At 59.8% G+C, this 18,009-nt stretch carries 13 protein-coding genes; 2 read left to right on the top strand and 11 right to left on the bottom strand.

What is annotated here, in order from left to right:
- Positions 1-4: 4 nt before the first annotated feature.
- From ACXKZD_RS11150 to ACXKZD_RS11170, 5 genes are all read right to left on the bottom strand, one after another.
- Positions 5-1,072, bottom strand: coding sequence for an ABC transporter permease (locus ACXKZD_RS11150; RefSeq protein WP_010245772.1), 1,068 nt, complete (start codon positions 1,070-1,072; stop codon positions 5-7).
- A gap of 227 nt (positions 1,073-1,299) precedes the next feature.
- On the bottom strand, positions 1,300-2,832 hold the full coding sequence (locus ACXKZD_RS11155) for a sugar ABC transporter ATP-binding protein (protein ID WP_033757441.1): 1,533 nt from the start codon (positions 2,830-2,832) through the stop codon (positions 1,300-1,302).
- 10 nt (positions 2,833-2,842) lie between these two features.
- Complete coding sequence (locus ACXKZD_RS11160; RefSeq protein ID WP_033786159.1) at positions 2,843-3,454, bottom strand: DUF2291 family protein; 612 nt, start codon at positions 3,452-3,454, stop codon at positions 2,843-2,845.
- Positions 3,455-3,499: 45 nt separating this feature from the next.
- Complete coding sequence (locus tag ACXKZD_RS11165) at positions 3,500-4,435, bottom strand: D-ribose ABC transporter substrate-binding protein (RefSeq protein ID WP_010670004.1); 936 nt, start codon at positions 4,433-4,435, stop codon at positions 3,500-3,502.
- A gap of 55 nt (positions 4,436-4,490) precedes the next feature.
- Positions 4,491-5,288 carry a GolD/DthD family dehydrogenase gene (locus ACXKZD_RS11170; protein WP_010245786.1) on the bottom strand — a complete coding sequence of 266 codons (798 nt, stop codon included), beginning with the start codon at positions 5,286-5,288 and terminating at the stop codon, positions 4,491-4,493.
- Between the two features lie 352 nt (positions 5,289-5,640).
- Between ACXKZD_RS11170 and ACXKZD_RS11175 the strand changes: the two genes are divergently transcribed.
- Together ACXKZD_RS11175 and ACXKZD_RS11180 are read left to right on the top strand one after the other, a co-directional pair.
- On the top strand, positions 5,641-6,453 hold the full coding sequence (locus ACXKZD_RS11175; protein ID WP_010245789.1) for a DeoR/GlpR family DNA-binding transcription regulator: 813 nt from the start codon (positions 5,641-5,643) through the stop codon (positions 6,451-6,453).
- Positions 6,454-6,562: 109 nt separating this feature from the next.
- A complete protein-coding gene (locus tag ACXKZD_RS11180; protein ID WP_031292988.1) occupies positions 6,563-6,916 on the top strand; it encodes a DUF6404 family protein in 354 nt (117 codons plus the stop codon).
- A gap of 608 nt (positions 6,917-7,524) precedes the next feature.
- On the opposite strand, the gene cobA is transcribed toward ACXKZD_RS11180, so the two are convergent.
- The 6 genes from cobA to ACXKZD_RS11210 are packed head-to-tail and all read right to left on the bottom strand — an operon-like array spanning position 7,525 to position 17,987.
- Positions 7,525-8,364 (bottom strand): uroporphyrinogen-III C-methyltransferase, encoded by an 840-nt coding sequence (cobA, locus tag ACXKZD_RS11185; protein ID WP_163798934.1) that lies wholly within the window; start codon positions 8,362-8,364, stop codon positions 7,525-7,527.
- Positions 8,364-10,982, bottom strand: a complete 2,619-nt coding sequence (locus ACXKZD_RS11190) for a nitrate reductase (RefSeq protein ID WP_163798362.1) — start codon at positions 10,980-10,982, stop codon at positions 8,364-8,366. Before ACXKZD_RS11190 ends, cobA begins: the two co-directional genes overlap by 1 nt.
- Positions 10,979-15,043, bottom strand: coding sequence for a nitrite reductase large subunit NirB (nirB, locus tag ACXKZD_RS11195; protein WP_488981604.1), 4,065 nt, complete (start codon positions 15,041-15,043; stop codon positions 10,979-10,981). The genes ACXKZD_RS11190 and nirB overlap by 4 nt, the downstream gene beginning before the upstream one ends.
- A gap of 10 nt (positions 15,044-15,053) precedes the next feature.
- Positions 15,054-15,842 carry an ABC transporter ATP-binding protein gene (locus tag ACXKZD_RS11200; protein WP_488981605.1) on the bottom strand — a complete coding sequence of 263 codons (789 nt, stop codon included), beginning with the start codon at positions 15,840-15,842 and terminating at the stop codon, positions 15,054-15,056.
- A 10-nt stretch (positions 15,843-15,852) separates the two neighbouring features.
- Entirely contained in the window at positions 15,853-16,725 is an 873-nt protein-coding gene (gene ntrB, locus ACXKZD_RS11205; protein WP_010245811.1) for a nitrate ABC transporter permease, read from the bottom strand.
- 11 nt (positions 16,726-16,736) lie between these two features.
- Positions 16,737-17,987, bottom strand: coding sequence for a CmpA/NrtA family ABC transporter substrate-binding protein (locus ACXKZD_RS11210; protein ID WP_346437884.1), 1,251 nt, complete (start codon positions 17,985-17,987; stop codon positions 16,737-16,739).
- Between the last annotated feature and the right edge of the window lie 22 nt (positions 17,988-18,009).

Here is an 18,009-nt window from a genome sequence, read left to right on the forward strand (position 1 = left end):
CCTGTTAACTGTGACGAACATCAGTAAGGGGGGCTGCCTGCTGCTTTTTTTCATGGCGACGCAGCAGCACCACTTTGCTTTGCAGACGTTGCTGGAACTGGTCGATGACTACCGCAGTCACAATCACCAGACCTTTGATCACCATCTGCCAGAAATCGCTGACGCCCATCATCACCATGCCATCCGCCAGGAAGACGATAACGAAAGCGCCAATAATCGAGCCGGAAACCCGGCCACGTCCACCCGCCAGCGCCGTGCCGCCCAGCACGGTGGCACCAATGGCATCCATCTCAAACATGTTGCCGGTCATCGGGTGCGCGGTCTGCAACTGAGAGGCCACCACCAGCCCGACAAGCCCCGCGCATAGGCCGGAAAAGGCGTAGACAAAGACTTTCACCTTGATAATCGGCACACCCGCCAGTCGCGCGGCGGACTCATTGCCGCCAATGGCGTAGATGTAACGACCCAGCGGGGTTTTGCGTGTCAGGTAGAGGCCGAGCAGTAAAAAGCCGAGCATCAGCCAGATTGGCAGATAAACGCCCAGTACGGTGCCGGAGCCGAGCAGCGAAAAGCCGGTGTTGCCCAGCGCGGGCACTCCCACCAGGTTAGCGTAGGTGCCGCCGTCGTTGAACAGCAACGCCGCACCGCGCGCCACATACATCATGCCCAGGGTGCAGATAAAGGGTGCGACGCCCAGTCGGGTGATCACCGTGCCGTTAATCAGCCCCACCAGCACGCCAAAGATGGCCACCACCAGAATCACTTCAGGCACGTTGAGAAACAGCGTATTGCCGCCCCACAACGGGATGCCATTGGTGAGCAGTGCGCCCGCCACCATGCCGCAGATCCCGGCGACCGCACCCACCGAGAGATCGATACCGCCGGTCAGGATCACCAGCGTCATACCAATGGCCAGCAGGCCGGTAATCGCCACGTGCTGCGTCATGATCAGCAGGTTAGAGGGGGTAAGAAAGTTCGGCACCATCACGCTGAAAAAGCCGACCACAATCAGCAACGCAATAAAGGTGCGGGCCTTGAGCAGGTACATATAGAGCAGATATTTTTGGTTCATGAAATTCTCCGGCCAGCTTAGAGCCTGGCCCGCCAGGCGTAATGGTTTCAGGCAGTCTGGACACGGACAGCGCGGAACAACCGGCACGTACACGCAGTACGTCAGGATTACTCGCTGTGCTCGCCCCTTCAGGGCCGCCCTGACGGGCGTTCAGGTTGCTAAAGCAGCCTGTGTGACCACTGCCCAGGTTCAGACGGACAAATAAAGTAGCCTGATGGGTCAGGCTCTTAATCCTGCGGGGTTGATGCCGCAATCAGATGTTCTCGCGTCGCCGCTGCGCGCGGCAGATCGGCAGTTATCCGGCCATCGGCCATCACTAAAATGCGGTCCGCCAGCGCCATCACCTCATCCAGTTCAGACGAGGAGAACATCACTGCCAGCCCCTGCTGTGCCAGACTGCCAATCAGGTGATAGACGTCGGTTTTGGCACCCACGTCGATACCGCGCGTTGGCTCATCCAGCAGCACCACCTGTGGCCCGGTCATCAGCGCTTTACCCAGCACCACCTTCTGCTGATTACCGCCGCTCAGCGCCGTAACCGGCAGGTCGGGATCGCTGACTTTAATCGCCAGATGGCCGATCATCTCACTGACCCGCTGCTGCTCCCTGGCAGGATTTAACAGCCCCAGCGCACGTCGAAAACCGCGCAGGCTGAAGTCAGAGAGCGTCATGTTGGCGGTGACCGACATCAGTTCAATCACCCCTTCGCCTTTGCGATCTTCGGGCACCAGCGCTATGCCACTTTTCAGCCGCTGCTGGAAGCTGCGTTTCGCCAGATCCCTGCCCGCTAAACGTACCCGGCCCGACTGACAGGGCATCAGGCCAATCAGCCCCTTGAACAGCTCGGTGCGTCCGGCACCCAGCAGACCATAAATGCCGATCACCTCGCCTTTGCGCAGCGTAAAACTGACGTCATTCAGCTTGTAACCGCCGTTCTGATGCAGCGCAGTCAGGCCCTCTACCTCCAGCACCGTTTCCCCCTGTGGCGCAGGCTGATAGTCGAACTGCTTTTTCTTGTCACCCACCATCTGGGCGATAATCCACGGCACGCTGGCGTCCCGTACCTCGCGCTCACTGATAAAACGGCCATCGCGGAAAATGGTGATGTGATCGCCAATCTCCATCAGCTCTTCCAGCCGGTGAGAGATGTAGATAATGGTGACCCCACGCCGCTTAAGCTGATCGATGACGTTAAACAGCACTTTCACTTCAGACTGGCTCAGGGCGCTGGTCGGTTCATCCATGATAAGTACCCGGGTATCCTTCGACAGCGCCCGGGCAATCTCCACCAGCTGCTGATGACCAATACCCAACTCACCCAGCGGCGCGTAAGGATCGACATCCAGCTGCAGCCGCTCCAGCAGCGACTTTGCCAGCGCGTACTGATACTTTTCATTGATCACCCCGCGCTGGAAATACTCATTGGCGATAAAGATGTTGTCCATCACGTTCATGTTGGGAAACAGATTCAGCTCCTGAAAAATGATGCTGATCCCCTGCTTCTCCGCCTGATGCGTGGAGTTCAGAGACACCACCTTGCCATCCAGCAGAATCTCGCCCGACGACGGCGTCTCTACACCCGCCAGCATCTTCATCATGGTGGACTTACCGGCGCCGTTCTCACCGATCAGCACGTTAACTTTATTGCGGTAGACCCGATAACTGACCTGATCGAGCGCGGTCACGCCGGGATAAAGACGCGACACGTTGCGCGTTTCGATAATCACGTCGCCGGACTGTTGCGGTTGAGGATTTTGCATCTGCCGCTCCTTATTGCCGGGTGATCGCAGCCGGAGTGATATCCGGCAGCTGCTGCGGAATGTCCCAGCTGCTGAACACGCCGGAAACCCTCACTTTATCGCCCACCTTCGGCGCAAACTGCTGCATCAGAGTGGAGGCGTGCTGGTTAATCGCCTTGCCGTAATCACCAAACAGCACCTGGTCATTGAAGTCCTGATAGCTCACGCCTTTGTAGACATCCCGCAAAGCGGTGCCACGAATGATTGGCCCTACCTGAATTGTGACACTGTCATCTGATTCATCTTTCACGGTCATCTTTCCACTGCGTGACGTGGTATTTACGGCGGTCACCTCGCCGCTAACCGAGACGCTGAAGACACAGGGATTCTCAGCCTGACTGCGATAGCCGTAGCTCTGACAGGCACTGTCGAAGTCTTTAGCAGACTGCAGCGACTTCATCAGCGTCGCCAGCGGTTTAGCCTCTGCCTGAACCTGCGGCACCAGTTTCTGCTGCCAGAGCTGGTCGATGTTCGCCATTTTCGGATTGGGGGGATTTTTCAGGGCAGCCAGCTCCTGCTGCGACACAATTTTGCAACCGCTTAACAGCAAGACCACCAGCGTCAGCCAGACTCTTCGGGACATCATCTTCTCCCTGGCGCCCGCTTTCGCAGGCGCGACAGCGTTTAATTACGACTTGTAGTTAAAGTCCTGTACACCTTTAGCGTTTTCCGGGGTAATCAGAATGCCGCGGAACATCACCCGCTGTTTTTCCGGCTTCACGCCCTTCTGAATGAAGTTATCGAGATCGGTCACCCCTTCAGCGGCAATCGCCTGCGCCTGCAACATGACCGTGGCTTTCAGCGTGCCCGCTTTCACTGCATCGCGTTCGTCGTTGCTGCCATCAATCCCCACCACGATGACATCGTTGCGACCGGCCGCCTTCAGCGCGGCAATGGCGCCCAGCGCCACCGGGCCGTTACCGCAGATCACCCCTTTCACATCCGGATGCGCCTGCAGGATGCTGTCCATAATGCGCTTGCCGTCGATCAGCGTGCCTTTGGCATCCTGCCGTGCCACGCTCTGCATATCAGGATACTGATCCAGCACCTGATGGAACGATTTCGAGCGTGTCACGCAGTTGTTATCCGCCAGGTTACAGGCGAGTTCGGCGTATTTGCCCTTTTCGCCCATCTTTTCAACAAAGACGTTGGCAACGTCTGAACCCGCCTGGAAGTTGTTGTGGGTGATCTGTGCCAGCGCCACATCATCCACCGGGATTTCGCGGTTGATCAGCACCACCGGGATCCCGGCATCTTTGGCTTTTTTAATCGCCGCCACGCTGGCGGTGGAGTCGGCGTTATCCAGCACGATACCCTGCACTTTTTTACCGATAGCGGCGTCGATCAGTTCGCTCTGCTTTTTCACATCTTCACCGTGCGACAGCACCGTTGTTTTGTAACCCAGTTCCTGCGCTTTGAGATTGGCGCCTTTGGCTTCGGAGGCGTAGTAGGGATTATCGAGTGAGTTAACCAGAATCATAATGGTGCCCTTTTCGGCGGCAAACGCCGCCTGCGAAACCAGACAGGCAGCCACGGCAGTGCACAGCAAGGTACGGTTTTTCATGATGTTCTCTCTTATCGTTATGGCAGGGTATGAATTCCCGGGTGCTGGATTGGCCTTACCAGATGGTAAAGCCCCCATCGATCATCAAATCGGCGCCGGTGATCATGTCGCTGCCGTTGCTGGCGAAAAACAGCACCGCAGCGGCGATCTCATCGGTATAGGCAAAGCGTCCGAGCGGAATCAGCTTCTTCATCTGCTCGCCCTTCTCGCCGCGCCAGGCCTTTTCGCCCATCGGCGTCAGCACCACGGTGGGCGACAGGGTGTTAACGTTGATGCGATGCGGGGCAAACTCTTTGGCCATCACTTTGGTCATGCCCAGCAGGCCCGCTTTGGCTGAGGTGTAGGCGACATGGTTGTCGATAGCGATGGATGCCGCCTGGGAAGCGATATTAATAATTTTGCCGCCCGCACCGGCACGGATCATCAGCCGTGCGGCGGCCTGTGAGCAGAGAAAAGGCCCGGTGAGATTCACCGCAATCTGCTTCTGCCACTCGGCAAAATCGGTCTCGATCACCGGCTGCAGCATCACGTAGCCTGCGCAGTTCACCAGGATATCGATCCGGCCATAGTGGGAAACCACATCGTCAAAAGCCTGTTCAACCGACGCGGGATCGGTAACGTCACAGCAGACAAACTGCACCCGCTCGACGGGGAAATCTGCCCTCAGGCTGGCCACCTTCTCTGCTTCAAACGGCGGATAGAGTAGTGCCAGACTCGCGCCCTTCTCCAGCAACATGCCATTGGTCGCCATCGCGATACCGCCCAGCCCGCCGGTCACGACGGCCACTTTGCCGGCCAGATTCATTGCGGTATCCACGCCGTAGCGCAGGTTTACGTCATATTCACCACTCATCCCACTCTTCCCCTCAGATTTTTGCCGATGCCGTTGACTCACTCATTTTCGAACAAAAATATAAGCCATCGAAAAGAAATGTTGTGTGGAGCAGATCAAATTTCGACCATCTGCCCTACAAAGCGGCTTATCTGATTGAAAAGACGTGATCTGGCTTCCAGTCCCGAAATAAAGCCAGCTGGTTGCAATCCGGAAAGCGTGAGAGATTCAATAACCTGCACATTTTATATTTTCGTTCGAAAACCAAAGGCAGATCAGGCTATCTCGCATTCATAAAAATGGCGCGTTAAACTCAGCCACAAAGACCTTGTTCGCCCGACTTCTCAGGTTATTGGAAAAGGGAGCATTTCGATTGAAAAGCAAAAGTGAGCAGTTCGCTGACATGCAGCAACGCCGCGAGAAAATTCTGGAGATGATCCGTGAGGATGGCACTGTCACGGTGAAAGCTTTGACGGAGACCTTTGGACTGACCGAAGCCACCTTACGCAGCGACCTTCGCATGCTGCAAAAACAGGGTTTTGTGCAGCGCTACCATGGTGGCGCGACGCTGATGACGGGCAAACAGAATACCGGGGCGATGCTGCTGGAGCGGCAGACACATCTGGAAGAGAAAGAGGCGATTGGCCGACTGGCGGCGCAGCATATCGAAAATGGCGACACGGTGATTTTCGATTCCGGCACCACGACCACCGCGATCACCGATGCCATCAGCCACATCCGCCGCCTGTCGGTCGTGACAACCGCGGTGAATATCGCCCTGAAACTGGGCGGCGAGCCGGGGATCAACATCCTGCTGACCGGCGGTACCTTTAAATTTCCGACGCTCTCTACCTCCGGCGAAAAGGCGGCCAGCTTCTTCGAAAACGTGCTGGCCGGTAAACTCTTCCTGGCGACCGCCTGCATCTCGCCGCGTCTGGGCCTGAGCTTCCCCAGTGAAACTGACATCAAGGTAAAGCTGGCGATGATCAAATCTGCCAGCACGGTTTACGTGGTCGCTGACTCCAGCAAAATCGACAAGGTTTCGATGTTCGCGCTGCCCTGTGACTGGAGCAATATTCACTACCTGATCACCGACAGCGGCATCAGTACTGCGCAGGTAAAAGCGTTTGAAGCACTAGGCGTGAAAGTGCTGGTGGCCCCGCTGCCGCTGAAGCGGGCGATGTAATGCTTGTTGAAACAACATCGATTCAGCCACTCGCTGTCATCAGACAGCCACAGGATTAAGTTACGCTCCAGAGCGAATGCTAAGCAGGGATGTAACGGATGATAAAACGATGAAAAACGAGATTTTCGAGCGCAGGAAAGCGCGGGCTTTAGCCCTGATGGCAGCGAAGAAAATATGGCCGAGTAACTCTGCTCCGCCATTACATCGTTTGTTATGGAAAATGAATATCCATCTTCCACCCCCGAGTTTCACTCCTTTCTGGCTCAATCTTGTGGTGTTTGCCAGCATGTACACGCTTATGATGCCACTGCTGCTCTTATTGCCTTCTCTTCCGGGCGTGTCTGACGACAACTATTCGCTGATACCCAATCTGATCGCAGGTCTGTTCTTCGGTACGACAATGGCACTGTTTCACGCATATCGAAAAAAGGTTCACAACCTGCCTGTGTGGGAGGAGCTTTAAAGCCAGCTAAAGCTCCATCGTCTTTTATACAGTGCACCTGCACGATGGTGCCTCCACTGTAAGCACGTACTATCGCTAATCGTGCAGGTAAGGCCTGCTGAAGAGCAAAGTGTGCGAGCCAGGGATGGCGAGCCCAGTCCGCAGGGATGCGGGATCCCTTTGCGATCAGGCAGGCCTTTCCTGCACGACGCACCGTCTTACCAACCCTCACCTGCCTTCCCACACTGGACTGCTCTTTTCGTCCTGCTCGGGCACTTCCACTCTCATCAACCGCACTCAATCCAGATCTGATCCCAAAAAAAACCGCACCGCCGCCAGCCGGGCAGGAAGGGCCTGCCTGAAGAGCAAAGTGTGCGAGCCAGGGATGGCGAGCCCAGTCTGCAGGGATGCGTGATCCCTTTGCGATCAGGCAGGCCTTTCCTGCACGCCGCACCGTCTTGCCGCACCGTTCCGGCCTTACCACCAAGACATACGCCCACTCAATCCAGACCTGATCCCGCAAAACCCCGCACCAATGCCAACAGTGCAGGTAAGCCCTGCCTGAAGAGCAAAGTGTGCGAGCCAGGGATGGCGAGCTCAGTCCGCAGGGATGCGGGATCCCTTTGCGATCAGGCAGGTCTTTCCTGCACGACGCACCGGCTCACCGTCTCCCCACCCCGCACCTGCAAATCCGCCCGATAAAACCGCACCACTTCACCCACCATCAGCAACGACGGAGACACCGGCTTATCCCGCGCCACCGTCTCCGCTAATCCCCCCAGCGTGGTAATCAACACCCGCTGATAGGGCCGGGTCCCATTCTCAATAATCGCCACCGGCGTCTCCGCATCACGTCCCTGCGCCTGCAACTGCGCACTGATCGACGCACTCCAGCTCAACCCCATATAAAACACCAGCGTCTGATTCACCGCCGTCAGCGCAGCCGCCTCCAGCTGCGGCTCGCCGTTCCGCCCATGCCCGGTAATCAACCGCAAAGACTGCGCGCAATCCCGATGCGTCAACGGAATTCCGCTGGCTGCCGCACAGCCCACAGCCGCCGTAATCCCTGGCACGACCTCACAGCGAATCCCGGCCTGCTGCACGCTCACCATCTCCTCGCCTCCGCGACCAAAAACAAACGGATCGCCCCCCTTCAGCCGGATTACATTGCGTCCACTGCGCGCCAGTTCCACCAGCAACTGATTAATCTGCGCCTGCTTCAGACCATGCTGCCCCGGCTGCTTACCCACATCAATACACAACGCCTGCTCCGGCACCTCCGCCATCACCGCGTCACTCACCAGCCGGTCATATACCACCACCTCAGCACGCTGCAGCAACCGCAACGCCTTAACGGTCAGCAGTTCCACATCGCCAGGGCCCGCACCCACCAGCCACACCGCGCCCTGTTGCGACACGGCATCCACCGGGGCCAGTAACTTATCCAGAGAATCAATTGCTCGTGTCATCATTCCTCCGACATCACTTCGGACAGCAACAACTGCTTCAGCTCCGGAATACAGGAGCCGCACTGCGTGCCGCACTTTAGCTTTTCGCCCAACGCCTGAGTTGTACGACACCCCTGCGCCACCGCCTGTAAAATCGTCTGCTCACCCACCGCCATACAACTGCAAATAATCCGTCCCGTGGCCGCGCCCTGCGCGGGCTGTCCTGCCAGTACACTGTGCCGCCCTGCCGCATCCTGCGGCGCATGACTAAAGGCCTCGGCGACCCACGCACTATCAATCGACGGCAACACGGAGCCGGCATAAAACGCCAGCTGCAACTCGCCGTCACGCCATGCCAGCAACCGGTAATCATTGCCGCTGCCGGTCGCAACCTGCCTGTGACAGCCTGAAAGAACAACCTGCCCGTCCAGCCAGACCTGCGGCGAGCCCTCGCCCGCCACCGCATAACGCTGCACCGCCGGATAGGGGGTACGCGCCCAGTAACGCAACCCTGTGGGCTGCGCTATCTCGCGCTGCCATAGCCAGCCCTGCCAGCTCACCCTCAACGGCAGAATCCGCACCGACGTCTGCTTCAGCGCGGGCTGCCCCGAAAACGGACAGGCGCGGGCGGCCACCAGTAAATCGACGTGACTCTGCTGACTGAACTGCCGGTTCCAGTGCATCGGCACAAACAGCTCGCCGCGCCGCATCCCGACATCGACACGCACCCGCACGCTAATCCAGCCCTGAACAGACTGCACCCGCGCCAGTCCGCCAGCCGTCACGCCATACGTTGCCGCATCCGCCGGATGCAGCGCGACAAACGGTTCATCGCAATGCTGCATCAGACGCGGCACCAGCCCGGTACGCGTCATGGTGTGCCACTGATCGCGCACCCGTCCGGTATTCATCAACAACGGATACGCCGGTTCGCGCGGGGCGACAACCGGCGTGGCCGGCACCCGCAACCGGGCCTTACCATCCGGATGAAAAAACCGACGATTGCCAAACAGCCGGGCGCAGCCCTGCGGACAGGCCGCGTTAACCGGCCACTGCACCGGACGCAGCGCATCCCAGTCAGCATTACTCAATTGCGCCAGGCCGCTGATATCAAACGCCCTGGCGCCCCGGTTCTCGAAACCTGACAACGCCGCATGCTCACGGAAAATCTCTGCCGGATGCTGCCAGTTAAAGCCTTCATCAAACCCTAAACGCCTGGCCACCTGCGACAGCAACCACCAGTCAGGCCGGGCGTCACCGGGTGCGGCGGCAAAAGCGCGCTGACGTGAAATACGCCGCTCGGAATTGGTCACCGTGCCGTTCTTCTCGCCCCACCCCTGGGCGGGCAGCAGAATATTGGCAAAGGCGCTGGTATCGGTCTGCGCCATCACATCTGATACAATCACCAGCGGACAGGCCGCCAGCGCCTGCGCGACGCGGTTGCCCTCAGGCATCGACACCGCCGGATTGGTGCCCATAATCCACACTGCTTTCACCGTGCCATCCGCCAGTGCCCGGAAAAGATCCAGTGCAGTCAGTCCCGGTTCCCGGGCAATGGCCGGACTGCGCCAGAAACGCTGCACCCGTTCGCAATCCGCTTCAGTAAAATTCATATGCGCCGCCAGCTGATTCGCCAGGCCACCCACCTCCCGTCCTCCCATGGCATTTGGCTGTCCGGTCAGCGAAAAAGGACCACAGCCCGCGCGGCCTATTTTGCCCGTCAGCAGATGCAGATTAAGAATCGCCTGGTTATTGTCGCTGCCGGTGGCGGACTGATTAATCCCCATGCACCATAGCGTCAGCACCCGATCGTGCTGGCTGAAAAGCTGGAAAAAGTGCGCGACCTGCTGCACGGTTAAGTCACATGCCTCTGCCACTCGCGCCACACCCCACTGCGCTGCGGCGGTCAGCGTCTCGTCCACACCATTCAGGTGCGGCAACATGCTGGCATCAATGCCATCCTGCTGCGCCAGCCAGTGCAGCAGACCGGAAAACAACGCCGTATCGCTGCCGGGCCGCAACGGCAGGTGGAGATCGGCCTGATCGCAACTCGCCGTACGCCGCGGATCGATAACGACAATACACATCGCCGGACGTTGCAGCTTCGCCTGCATCAGCCGCTGCCACACCACCGGATGCGCCCAGGCAGCATTAGACCCCACCAGCAGCACCAGGTCGGCCTGCTCCAGATCCTCATAGCAGCAGGGCACCGCATCGGCCCCCAGCGCCCGCTTATAACCGACCACCGCCGACGCCATGCAGAGCCGCGAATTCGTATCGATGTTGGCTGCACCGATGTAGCCCTTCATCAGCTTATTGGCGACGTAGTAATCCTCGGTCAACAGCTGGCCGGAGCCGTAAAACGCCACCGCCTGCGGGCCATACTGATCGATAACCGCCCGCAATCCCGCCGCCGCCGCATCCAGCGCAGCGTCCAGGCTGACGCGCTGCCCGTTAACCTCGGCGTTCAGCAAACGCCCTTGCGGCGTCAGGGTCTGGCCCAGCGCTGCGCCTTTTACGCACAACCGACCTGCATTCGCGGGATGGTGCGGATCGCCGATCACGGTTGCCTGATGCGCCCCCTGCGGGGTGACGCAGACGCCACAGCCGACGCCGCAATAGGGACAGGTACTGTTCATGATGCCTGCGCCAGCTGATCCAGCGGACGATTTGCCAGCCAGATCTGACCCGCTTCCAACTTCACCGGCCAGCAGCGCAGCTGATGCTGCGGGTTATCCAGGCTCTGTCCGTCACGCAACCGTATCCGCTGCTTATAGAGCGGGGAGATCACCACCGGCTCGCCGCCCACATCGCCAAGGATCCCACGTGAGAGCACGCTGGCGTCGCTGCCGGGTTCGCGGTCTTCCAGCGCAAAAAGCGCATCGCCAAAGCGGAACAGCGCAACACGTTCGCTACCCAGTCGCGCCCCGATCCCCGCCTGCTGAGGAATCGCCTCCAGTGTACACACCGCGCTCCACGGCTCGGCTGGCGGCGGTAACAGCGGACGATCGGTAACGGCCTCCGGCTGACGCTGACCGCGCACCCGGCTGTAGTGCAACGTCTCATCCGGGCGATCGCTGTTGACCGTAGGGGTAAACAGCGCAAGTCGTGAAGGATCCGCCAGCGTGGTCTGCCACTCGCACTGATACGCGTCCACCACCCGCTGCATCTCCTGCTCCAGCGTCTCGCCCAGACCGAGGCTATCCTCAATCACCACCTGACGCAGATAGTCCAAGCCGCCTTCCAGATTGTCCATCCAGACGCTGGTGCGCTGCAGCCTGTCTGCGGTGCGGATATAAAACATCAGCAGGCGGTCGACATAACGCAGCAGCGTGGCATCATCGAGATCGCTGGCGAACAGGTCGGCGTGGCGCGGCTTCATGCCGCCATTGCCACACACATAGAGATTCCAGCCCTTTTCCGTGGCGATCACCCCGATATCTTTGCTCTGCGCTTCCGCACATTCGCGGGTACAGCCCGATACCGCCATCTTGATCTTGTGTGGGGCGCGCAGCCCCTTGTAGCGGTTCTCCAGCGCAATGGCGAAAGCGGTTGAATCCTGCACGCCGTAGCGGCACCAGGTCGACCCCACACAGGACTTCACAGTGCGCAGCGACTTGCCGTAGGCGTGACCGGTTTCAAAACCCGCCGCCAGTAGCGTCTGCCAGATATCAGGCAGTTGATCGAGCCGCGCGCCAAACAGGTCGATACGCTGACCGCCGGTGATTTTGGTGTAAAGATCGTAACGCGCCGCCACCTCGCCAATCGCGATCAACCCCTGCGGCGTGATTTCGCCCGCCGGGACGCGCGGCACCACCGAATAGGTGCCATCTTTCTGGATATTGGCGAAATAGCGGTCGTTGGTGTCCTGCAACGGCAGATGCGCCGGTTTTAGCAGATAGTCGTTCCAGCATGAGGCGAGCAGTGACGCCACCAGCGGTTTGCACACTTCACAACCCTGCCCCCGCCCATGCGACGCCAGCAGCGCATCAAAGGTTTTGAACTCACCGGCCCGCACCAGGTGATACAGCTCCTGGCGCGAATAGCTGAAATGTTCACAGATATCTTTTTTGACCTCGACACCGAGGTTTTCCAGCTGAAACTCCATCACCTGCTTCACCAGTGCCGCACAGCCGCCGCAGCCCGTGGCCGCTTTGGTGCAGCTCTTAATGCTGCTCATCTCACCGCATCCGCCTTTCACCGCCGCGCAGATTTCGCCCTTGCTGACGTTGTGACAGGAGCAGACCTGGGCGCTGTCAGGCAACGCCGCGACGCCTGGCGCTTTCGGCGCCCCCGACAGCGCAGGCAGGATAAGGCTTTCTGGCGCGGCAGGCAGCGGTAACTCATTGAGCATCATCTGCAGCAGCGTGGCGTAGTCGCTGCTGTCACCGACCAGCACGCCGCCCAGCAGCCGGGTGCTGTCGGCAGAAACCACGATTTTCTTGTAGATGCCTTTTGGCCCGTCGGTCCAGTGATAGTGCTGACTGCCCGGCGTGCGGCCATGCGCGTCACCAAACGACGCCACCTCCACCCCCAGCAGTTTCAGTCTGGTACTCATGTCCGCGCCGCTGAAGGCGGTGGATTCAGCCGCCAGATGCCCGGCCAGCACGCGTGCCATCTGATAGCCTGGCGCGACCAGACCGAAGATCTGACCGTTCCACAATGCGCATTCACCAATGGCAAACACCTCTTCATCGCTGGTCTGGCAGCGATCGTTAATCTCAATGCCGCCGCGCGGTCCCAGCGTCAGGCCCGCTTCACGTGCCAGCTCATCGCGCGGCCGGATACCGGCGGAGAACAGCACCAGATCGCCGGGTAAACTGCTGCCGTCAGCAAAGCGCAGCACCACGCTACCGTCGGTCTGACGCTCAATCAGTTCGGTCTGTTTTGAGGTGTGAACCGTGACGCCCAGCGCATCGATCTTCTGGCGCAGCATCAGCGCCCCGCCCTCATCGAGCTGCACTGCCATCAGGCGTGGCGCAAACTCCACCACATGCGTTTCCAGCCCGAGCTGCTGCAGCGCATTCGCCGCCTCCAGACCCAGCAGGCCGCCGCCAATCACGATGCCGCGCTGGCTATTGCGGGCGCAGGCAGCAATGGCATCAAGGTCATCCAGCGTGCGGTAGACAAAGCAGCGTTCGTCGTCGTGGCCCGGTACCGGCGGTACAAAAGCACGCGAGCCGGTAGCCAGCACCAGCTTATCCCACGCCAGCTCATTGCCCGCGCTGTCACGCAGACTGCGCTGCTGACGATCGATCGCTACGACTGCGCAGCCGCTGCGCAGTTCGATGCCGTGCAGGGTAAAAAAGTCCGCGCTGACCAGCGACAGATCGTCGGCCGTTTTGCCGTTGAAATAGTCCGACAGATGCACCCGATCGTAAGCCTGCTGACGCTCCTCGCCGTAAACCACGATGTGGTAGTGCTGATGCAGTTCGCGGGCAACCAGCTGTTCAAGAAAGTGGTGACTGACCATGCCGTGACCCACCACGGCTAATACCGGTTTACTCATCTCAGGACTCTCTGCAGCCTGCGGCTGCGGTTCAGGTTGACGGGAATCGAACAGGGCTTCGAGCGTGACAGCTTCGGTGTGCAGCAGACGCGCCAGCAGCGCGGGACCCTGCCGGGTGTCGCCAGAGAGCAATACGCCACAGAGGCGGCCCTGACGAAGAAACAGACGGCGGTAGTCGCCGGAGATCGGATCAAAACTGCTGATGGAGGGTGCCTCACTGACATCCCCGGCGCTGAACAGCGAAATGCCACTGACTTTGAGCCGCGTCGCCTGCGGCTGGCTGACAAAATCCGCCAGTGGCGACCCCGCCAGCTGTGCGGCCAGAATCTGCGCCTGCGTCAGGCAGGGTGTGACCAGGCCAAAGGTTTCGCCGGCAATTTCGCAGCACTCGCCTACGGCGTACACCGACGGGACCGCTGTGCGTAACTGCCCATCGACCAGAATGCCGCGCTGACACGGCAGACCCGCTGCCTGCGCCAGCGTTATCTCCGGCTGAACGCCGATGGCAATCACCACCTGCGTGGCGGCGCAGTGACGACCGCTGGTCAGCGTCACACCCGCCTCATCAATCGCCGTGAGTCCGCTGTTCAGCACGCAGCGGATACCGCGCTGCTGGAGTGCCGTCAGCAACAGCTCGCCCGCCTTTGCATCCAGCTGGCGATCCAGCAGCCAGGGTTTGTGATGAACCAGCGTAACCTCACGCCCACGGGCACAGAGTGCCGCCGCCGCTTCAATGCCGAGAAAACCACCGCCCAACACCACCACCGGTCCCTGGCACGCCAGGAGTTGCCGGACGTCGGCGATACTGCGAAAACCCAGTACGCAATCCGCGTTGATGCCGGGAATGGCGGGCAAACGGGGCTGTGAACCGGTGGCAAACACCAGCCGATCCCAGCCCAGCTGGCGATAATCGGTCTGCACTGTACGTGCCGACAGATCGACCTGCAGCACGGTTTCGCCGGATAGCAGCGTGACGCCGTGCCGCTCATACCAGTCGCGATCGTGGATCAGCGTTTCACTGAACGGCGTTTCACCCGCCAGCACCGGCGAGAGCAGCACACGGTTGTAATTGCCGTGCGGCTCGCGGCCAATGACCGTGATGGCGAAGCGCTGCGGTGCACGTTGCAGCAGGCTCTCCACCATCTGCATTCCCGCCATGCCATTACCTATCACCAGCAACCGTTGCTTCATGGTCTGTTCCTTACGCCGTAGTGGTCTGTTTTTCATAGAGGAAATGCAGCACTTTCTGTCGCAACTGGTGGTAGCGCGGCTCATCCGCCAGCGCCACCCGTGAACGCGGACGTGGCAGATCGACAGTGAGGATCTCGCCAACCTGCGCCGCCGGGCCGTTAGTCATCATCAGCACCCGGTCTGACAGCAGCACGGCTTCATCCACGTCATGGGTAATCAGCACGATGGTGGTGTTCAGCTCCTGCTGAATGCGCATCACGCTGTCCTGCAGATGAGCGCGGGTTAAGGCGTCCAGCGCGCCAAACGGCTCATCCAGCAGCAGCACGCGTGGCTTCATCGCCAGCGCCCGCGCAATACCGACGCGTTGCTTCATACCGCCGGATATTTCGCCGGGCCGCTTGTGCATGGCATGGCTCATCTGCACCCGGTTAAGGTTGTGCTCGATCCAGTCACGCATCTCCGCTTTGCTGAAGCGCCCTTTAAACACCTGTTGCACCGCCAGCTCGACATTCTGAAATGCCGTCAGCCACGGCAGCAGCGAATGGTTCTGAAACACCACCGCGCGCTCCGGACCGGGGCCAGTGATTTCGCGGTTATCACACAGCAGCACGCCGCTGCTGGGCCGGGTTAAACCGGCAATCAGGTTCAGCAGCGTCGATTTGCCGCAGCCGGAGTGGCCGATCAGGCTCAGGGTTTCCCCTTCGTGAATATCAAAACTGACATTGTCCAGCGCCAGAAACTCGCCGCTGGCGGTGGCAAAACGCTGGCTGACCTGCTGGACGCGAATGATCTGTTGCATCGTGCTCTCCTTATTTATCCCAGCTAAAACGACGGACCAGCAGCATCAGCCCCTGTTCCAGCAGCAGCCCGATTACGCCGATGACCAGAATGGCGACCAGAATGTTTTCCACGTTGAGGTTGTTCCACTCATTCCAGATCCAGAAGCCGATGCCCAGTCCGCCGGTCAGCATTTCGGCGGCGACGATCACCAGCCAGGCGATGCCGATAGAGAGACGGACCCCGGTCAGCACCGCGGGCAGCACCGCGGGCAGCAGGATCCGGCGCATCACCGTCCACTCAGAAAGCTGTAACACCCGCGCCACGTTGAGGTAATCCTGCGGAATACGCTGTACCCCTTCGGCGGTGTTAATGATCATTGGCCAGATCGAACAGATAAAAATGGTCCAGCTGGCGGCAGGCTCGGCGCGCTGAAACAGCAGCAGGCCAATCGGCAGCCAGGCCAGCGGACTCACCGGCCGCAGCAGGGCGATGACGGGATTGAACATCTGCGCCATAAAGCTAAAGCGACCGATTAAAAAGCCCGCCGGAATGCCGACCAGCGCGGCCAGGCCGAATCCAATGCCGACGCGTTGCAGCGACGCCAGCACGTTCCAGCCGATGCCCTGATCGTTGGGGCCGTTGCTGTAGAACGGGTCAGCGAACAGGACCTGAGCGGCCTGCCAGGTGGCGTAAGGCGAAGGGAAACCCGGTTGCGACAGCGCCGCGATCTGCCACACCAGCAGCATTAATAACAGGCCACCGGTGGCGGGAATGGCGCGCTGCAACAGCGGACGCAGACGCGCCGGACGGGCTGCGGCTTTCGGGGTGACCTGTAACGGAATAACGGTGGCACTGTTGTGACTCTGCACCGGCTGCGCCAGGGCGCGCGCGTCAGTTTTCATAGCAACCTCTCTTAACGTTTGATAGCGAAACTGGCGGCATAGGCGGCAGGATCGCTGCCATCCCAGACCTTGCCGTCGATGAAGGTACTGCTGCGCATTTCACTGGCGGGCAGTGCAACCTGTCCGACTGCGCTGGCGGCCTGTTTGTAGAGGTCGATGCGGTTGATCTGGCGCGCCACCGCGAGGTAGTCGGGATCGCTGGCAAGCAGGCCCCAGCGTTTCATCTGGGTCAGGAACCACATGCCGTCTGAGAGCCAGGGAAAACTGACGTTGCCGTTGTCAAAGAAGCGCATCGGGTGAGCGTCCTGCCACGACTGCCCCAGGCCGTTCTGATACTGACCGAGCATCCGACCCTGTAACGTCTCCACTTTGGTATTGATCCAGGCGCGGCCGGCTAACACCTGCGCGGTTTCGCGGCGGTTGTCGTCCGAGGCATCAATCCAGCGCGCGGCCTCCAGCACAGCGGCGGTGAGTGCACGGGCCGTGTTGGGGTTCTCTTTCACCCACTCTGCGCGGGTGCCGAGCACTTTTTCCGGATGCTCCGGCCAGATCTGCTGGCTGGTGGCGGCGGTAAAACCGATGTTGTCGCTGATGGCGCGCTGGTTCCACGGCTCACCAACGCAGAAGCCGCTCATGTTGCCAATTTTCATGTTCATCACCATCTGCGGCGGCGGCACGACCACGGTGCGCACGTCATCAAACGGGTGGATGCCCGCATTGGCGAGCCAGTAATAGAGCCACATGGCATGGGTGCTGGTCGGAAAGGTATGGGCGAAGGTAAAGCTGCCTTTGGCGCTGCCATCAATGGCCTTTTTCAGGCTGGCCGCATCGGTGACCCCACTGGCTTTCAGCTGGTTCGACAGGGTGATCGCCTGGCCGTTATGGTTGAGCGTCATCAGGTTCGCCATGTCGTGCTGCGGACCCGCTACGCCCAGTTGCAGGGCGTAGATCATGCCGTAGAGCACATGCGCCGCATCCAGCTCACCGGAGGTCAGTTTGTCGCGCACCGCCGCCCAGCTCGCCTCTTTGCTGACCTGCAATGTGAGACCATACTTTTTGTCGAAGCCTTTCACAGAGGCCATCACCACCGGCGCGCAGTCAGTGAGCGGGATAAAGCCGACCCGCACCTGCGCTTTTTCTGGCGCATCTGATCCCGCTGCCCAGACCGCATTTCGTAATCCCGGAACGATCCAGGCCGCACCCAGCGCGGCGCCGGAGATCAGCGCCTGACGTCGTGTCAGTGAAAATGGCGTTTTGCTCATCTTGTTGCCCCTGAACAGAAAT

The sequence above is a fragment of the Pantoea sp. ABR1s genome, assembly GCF_057812235.1.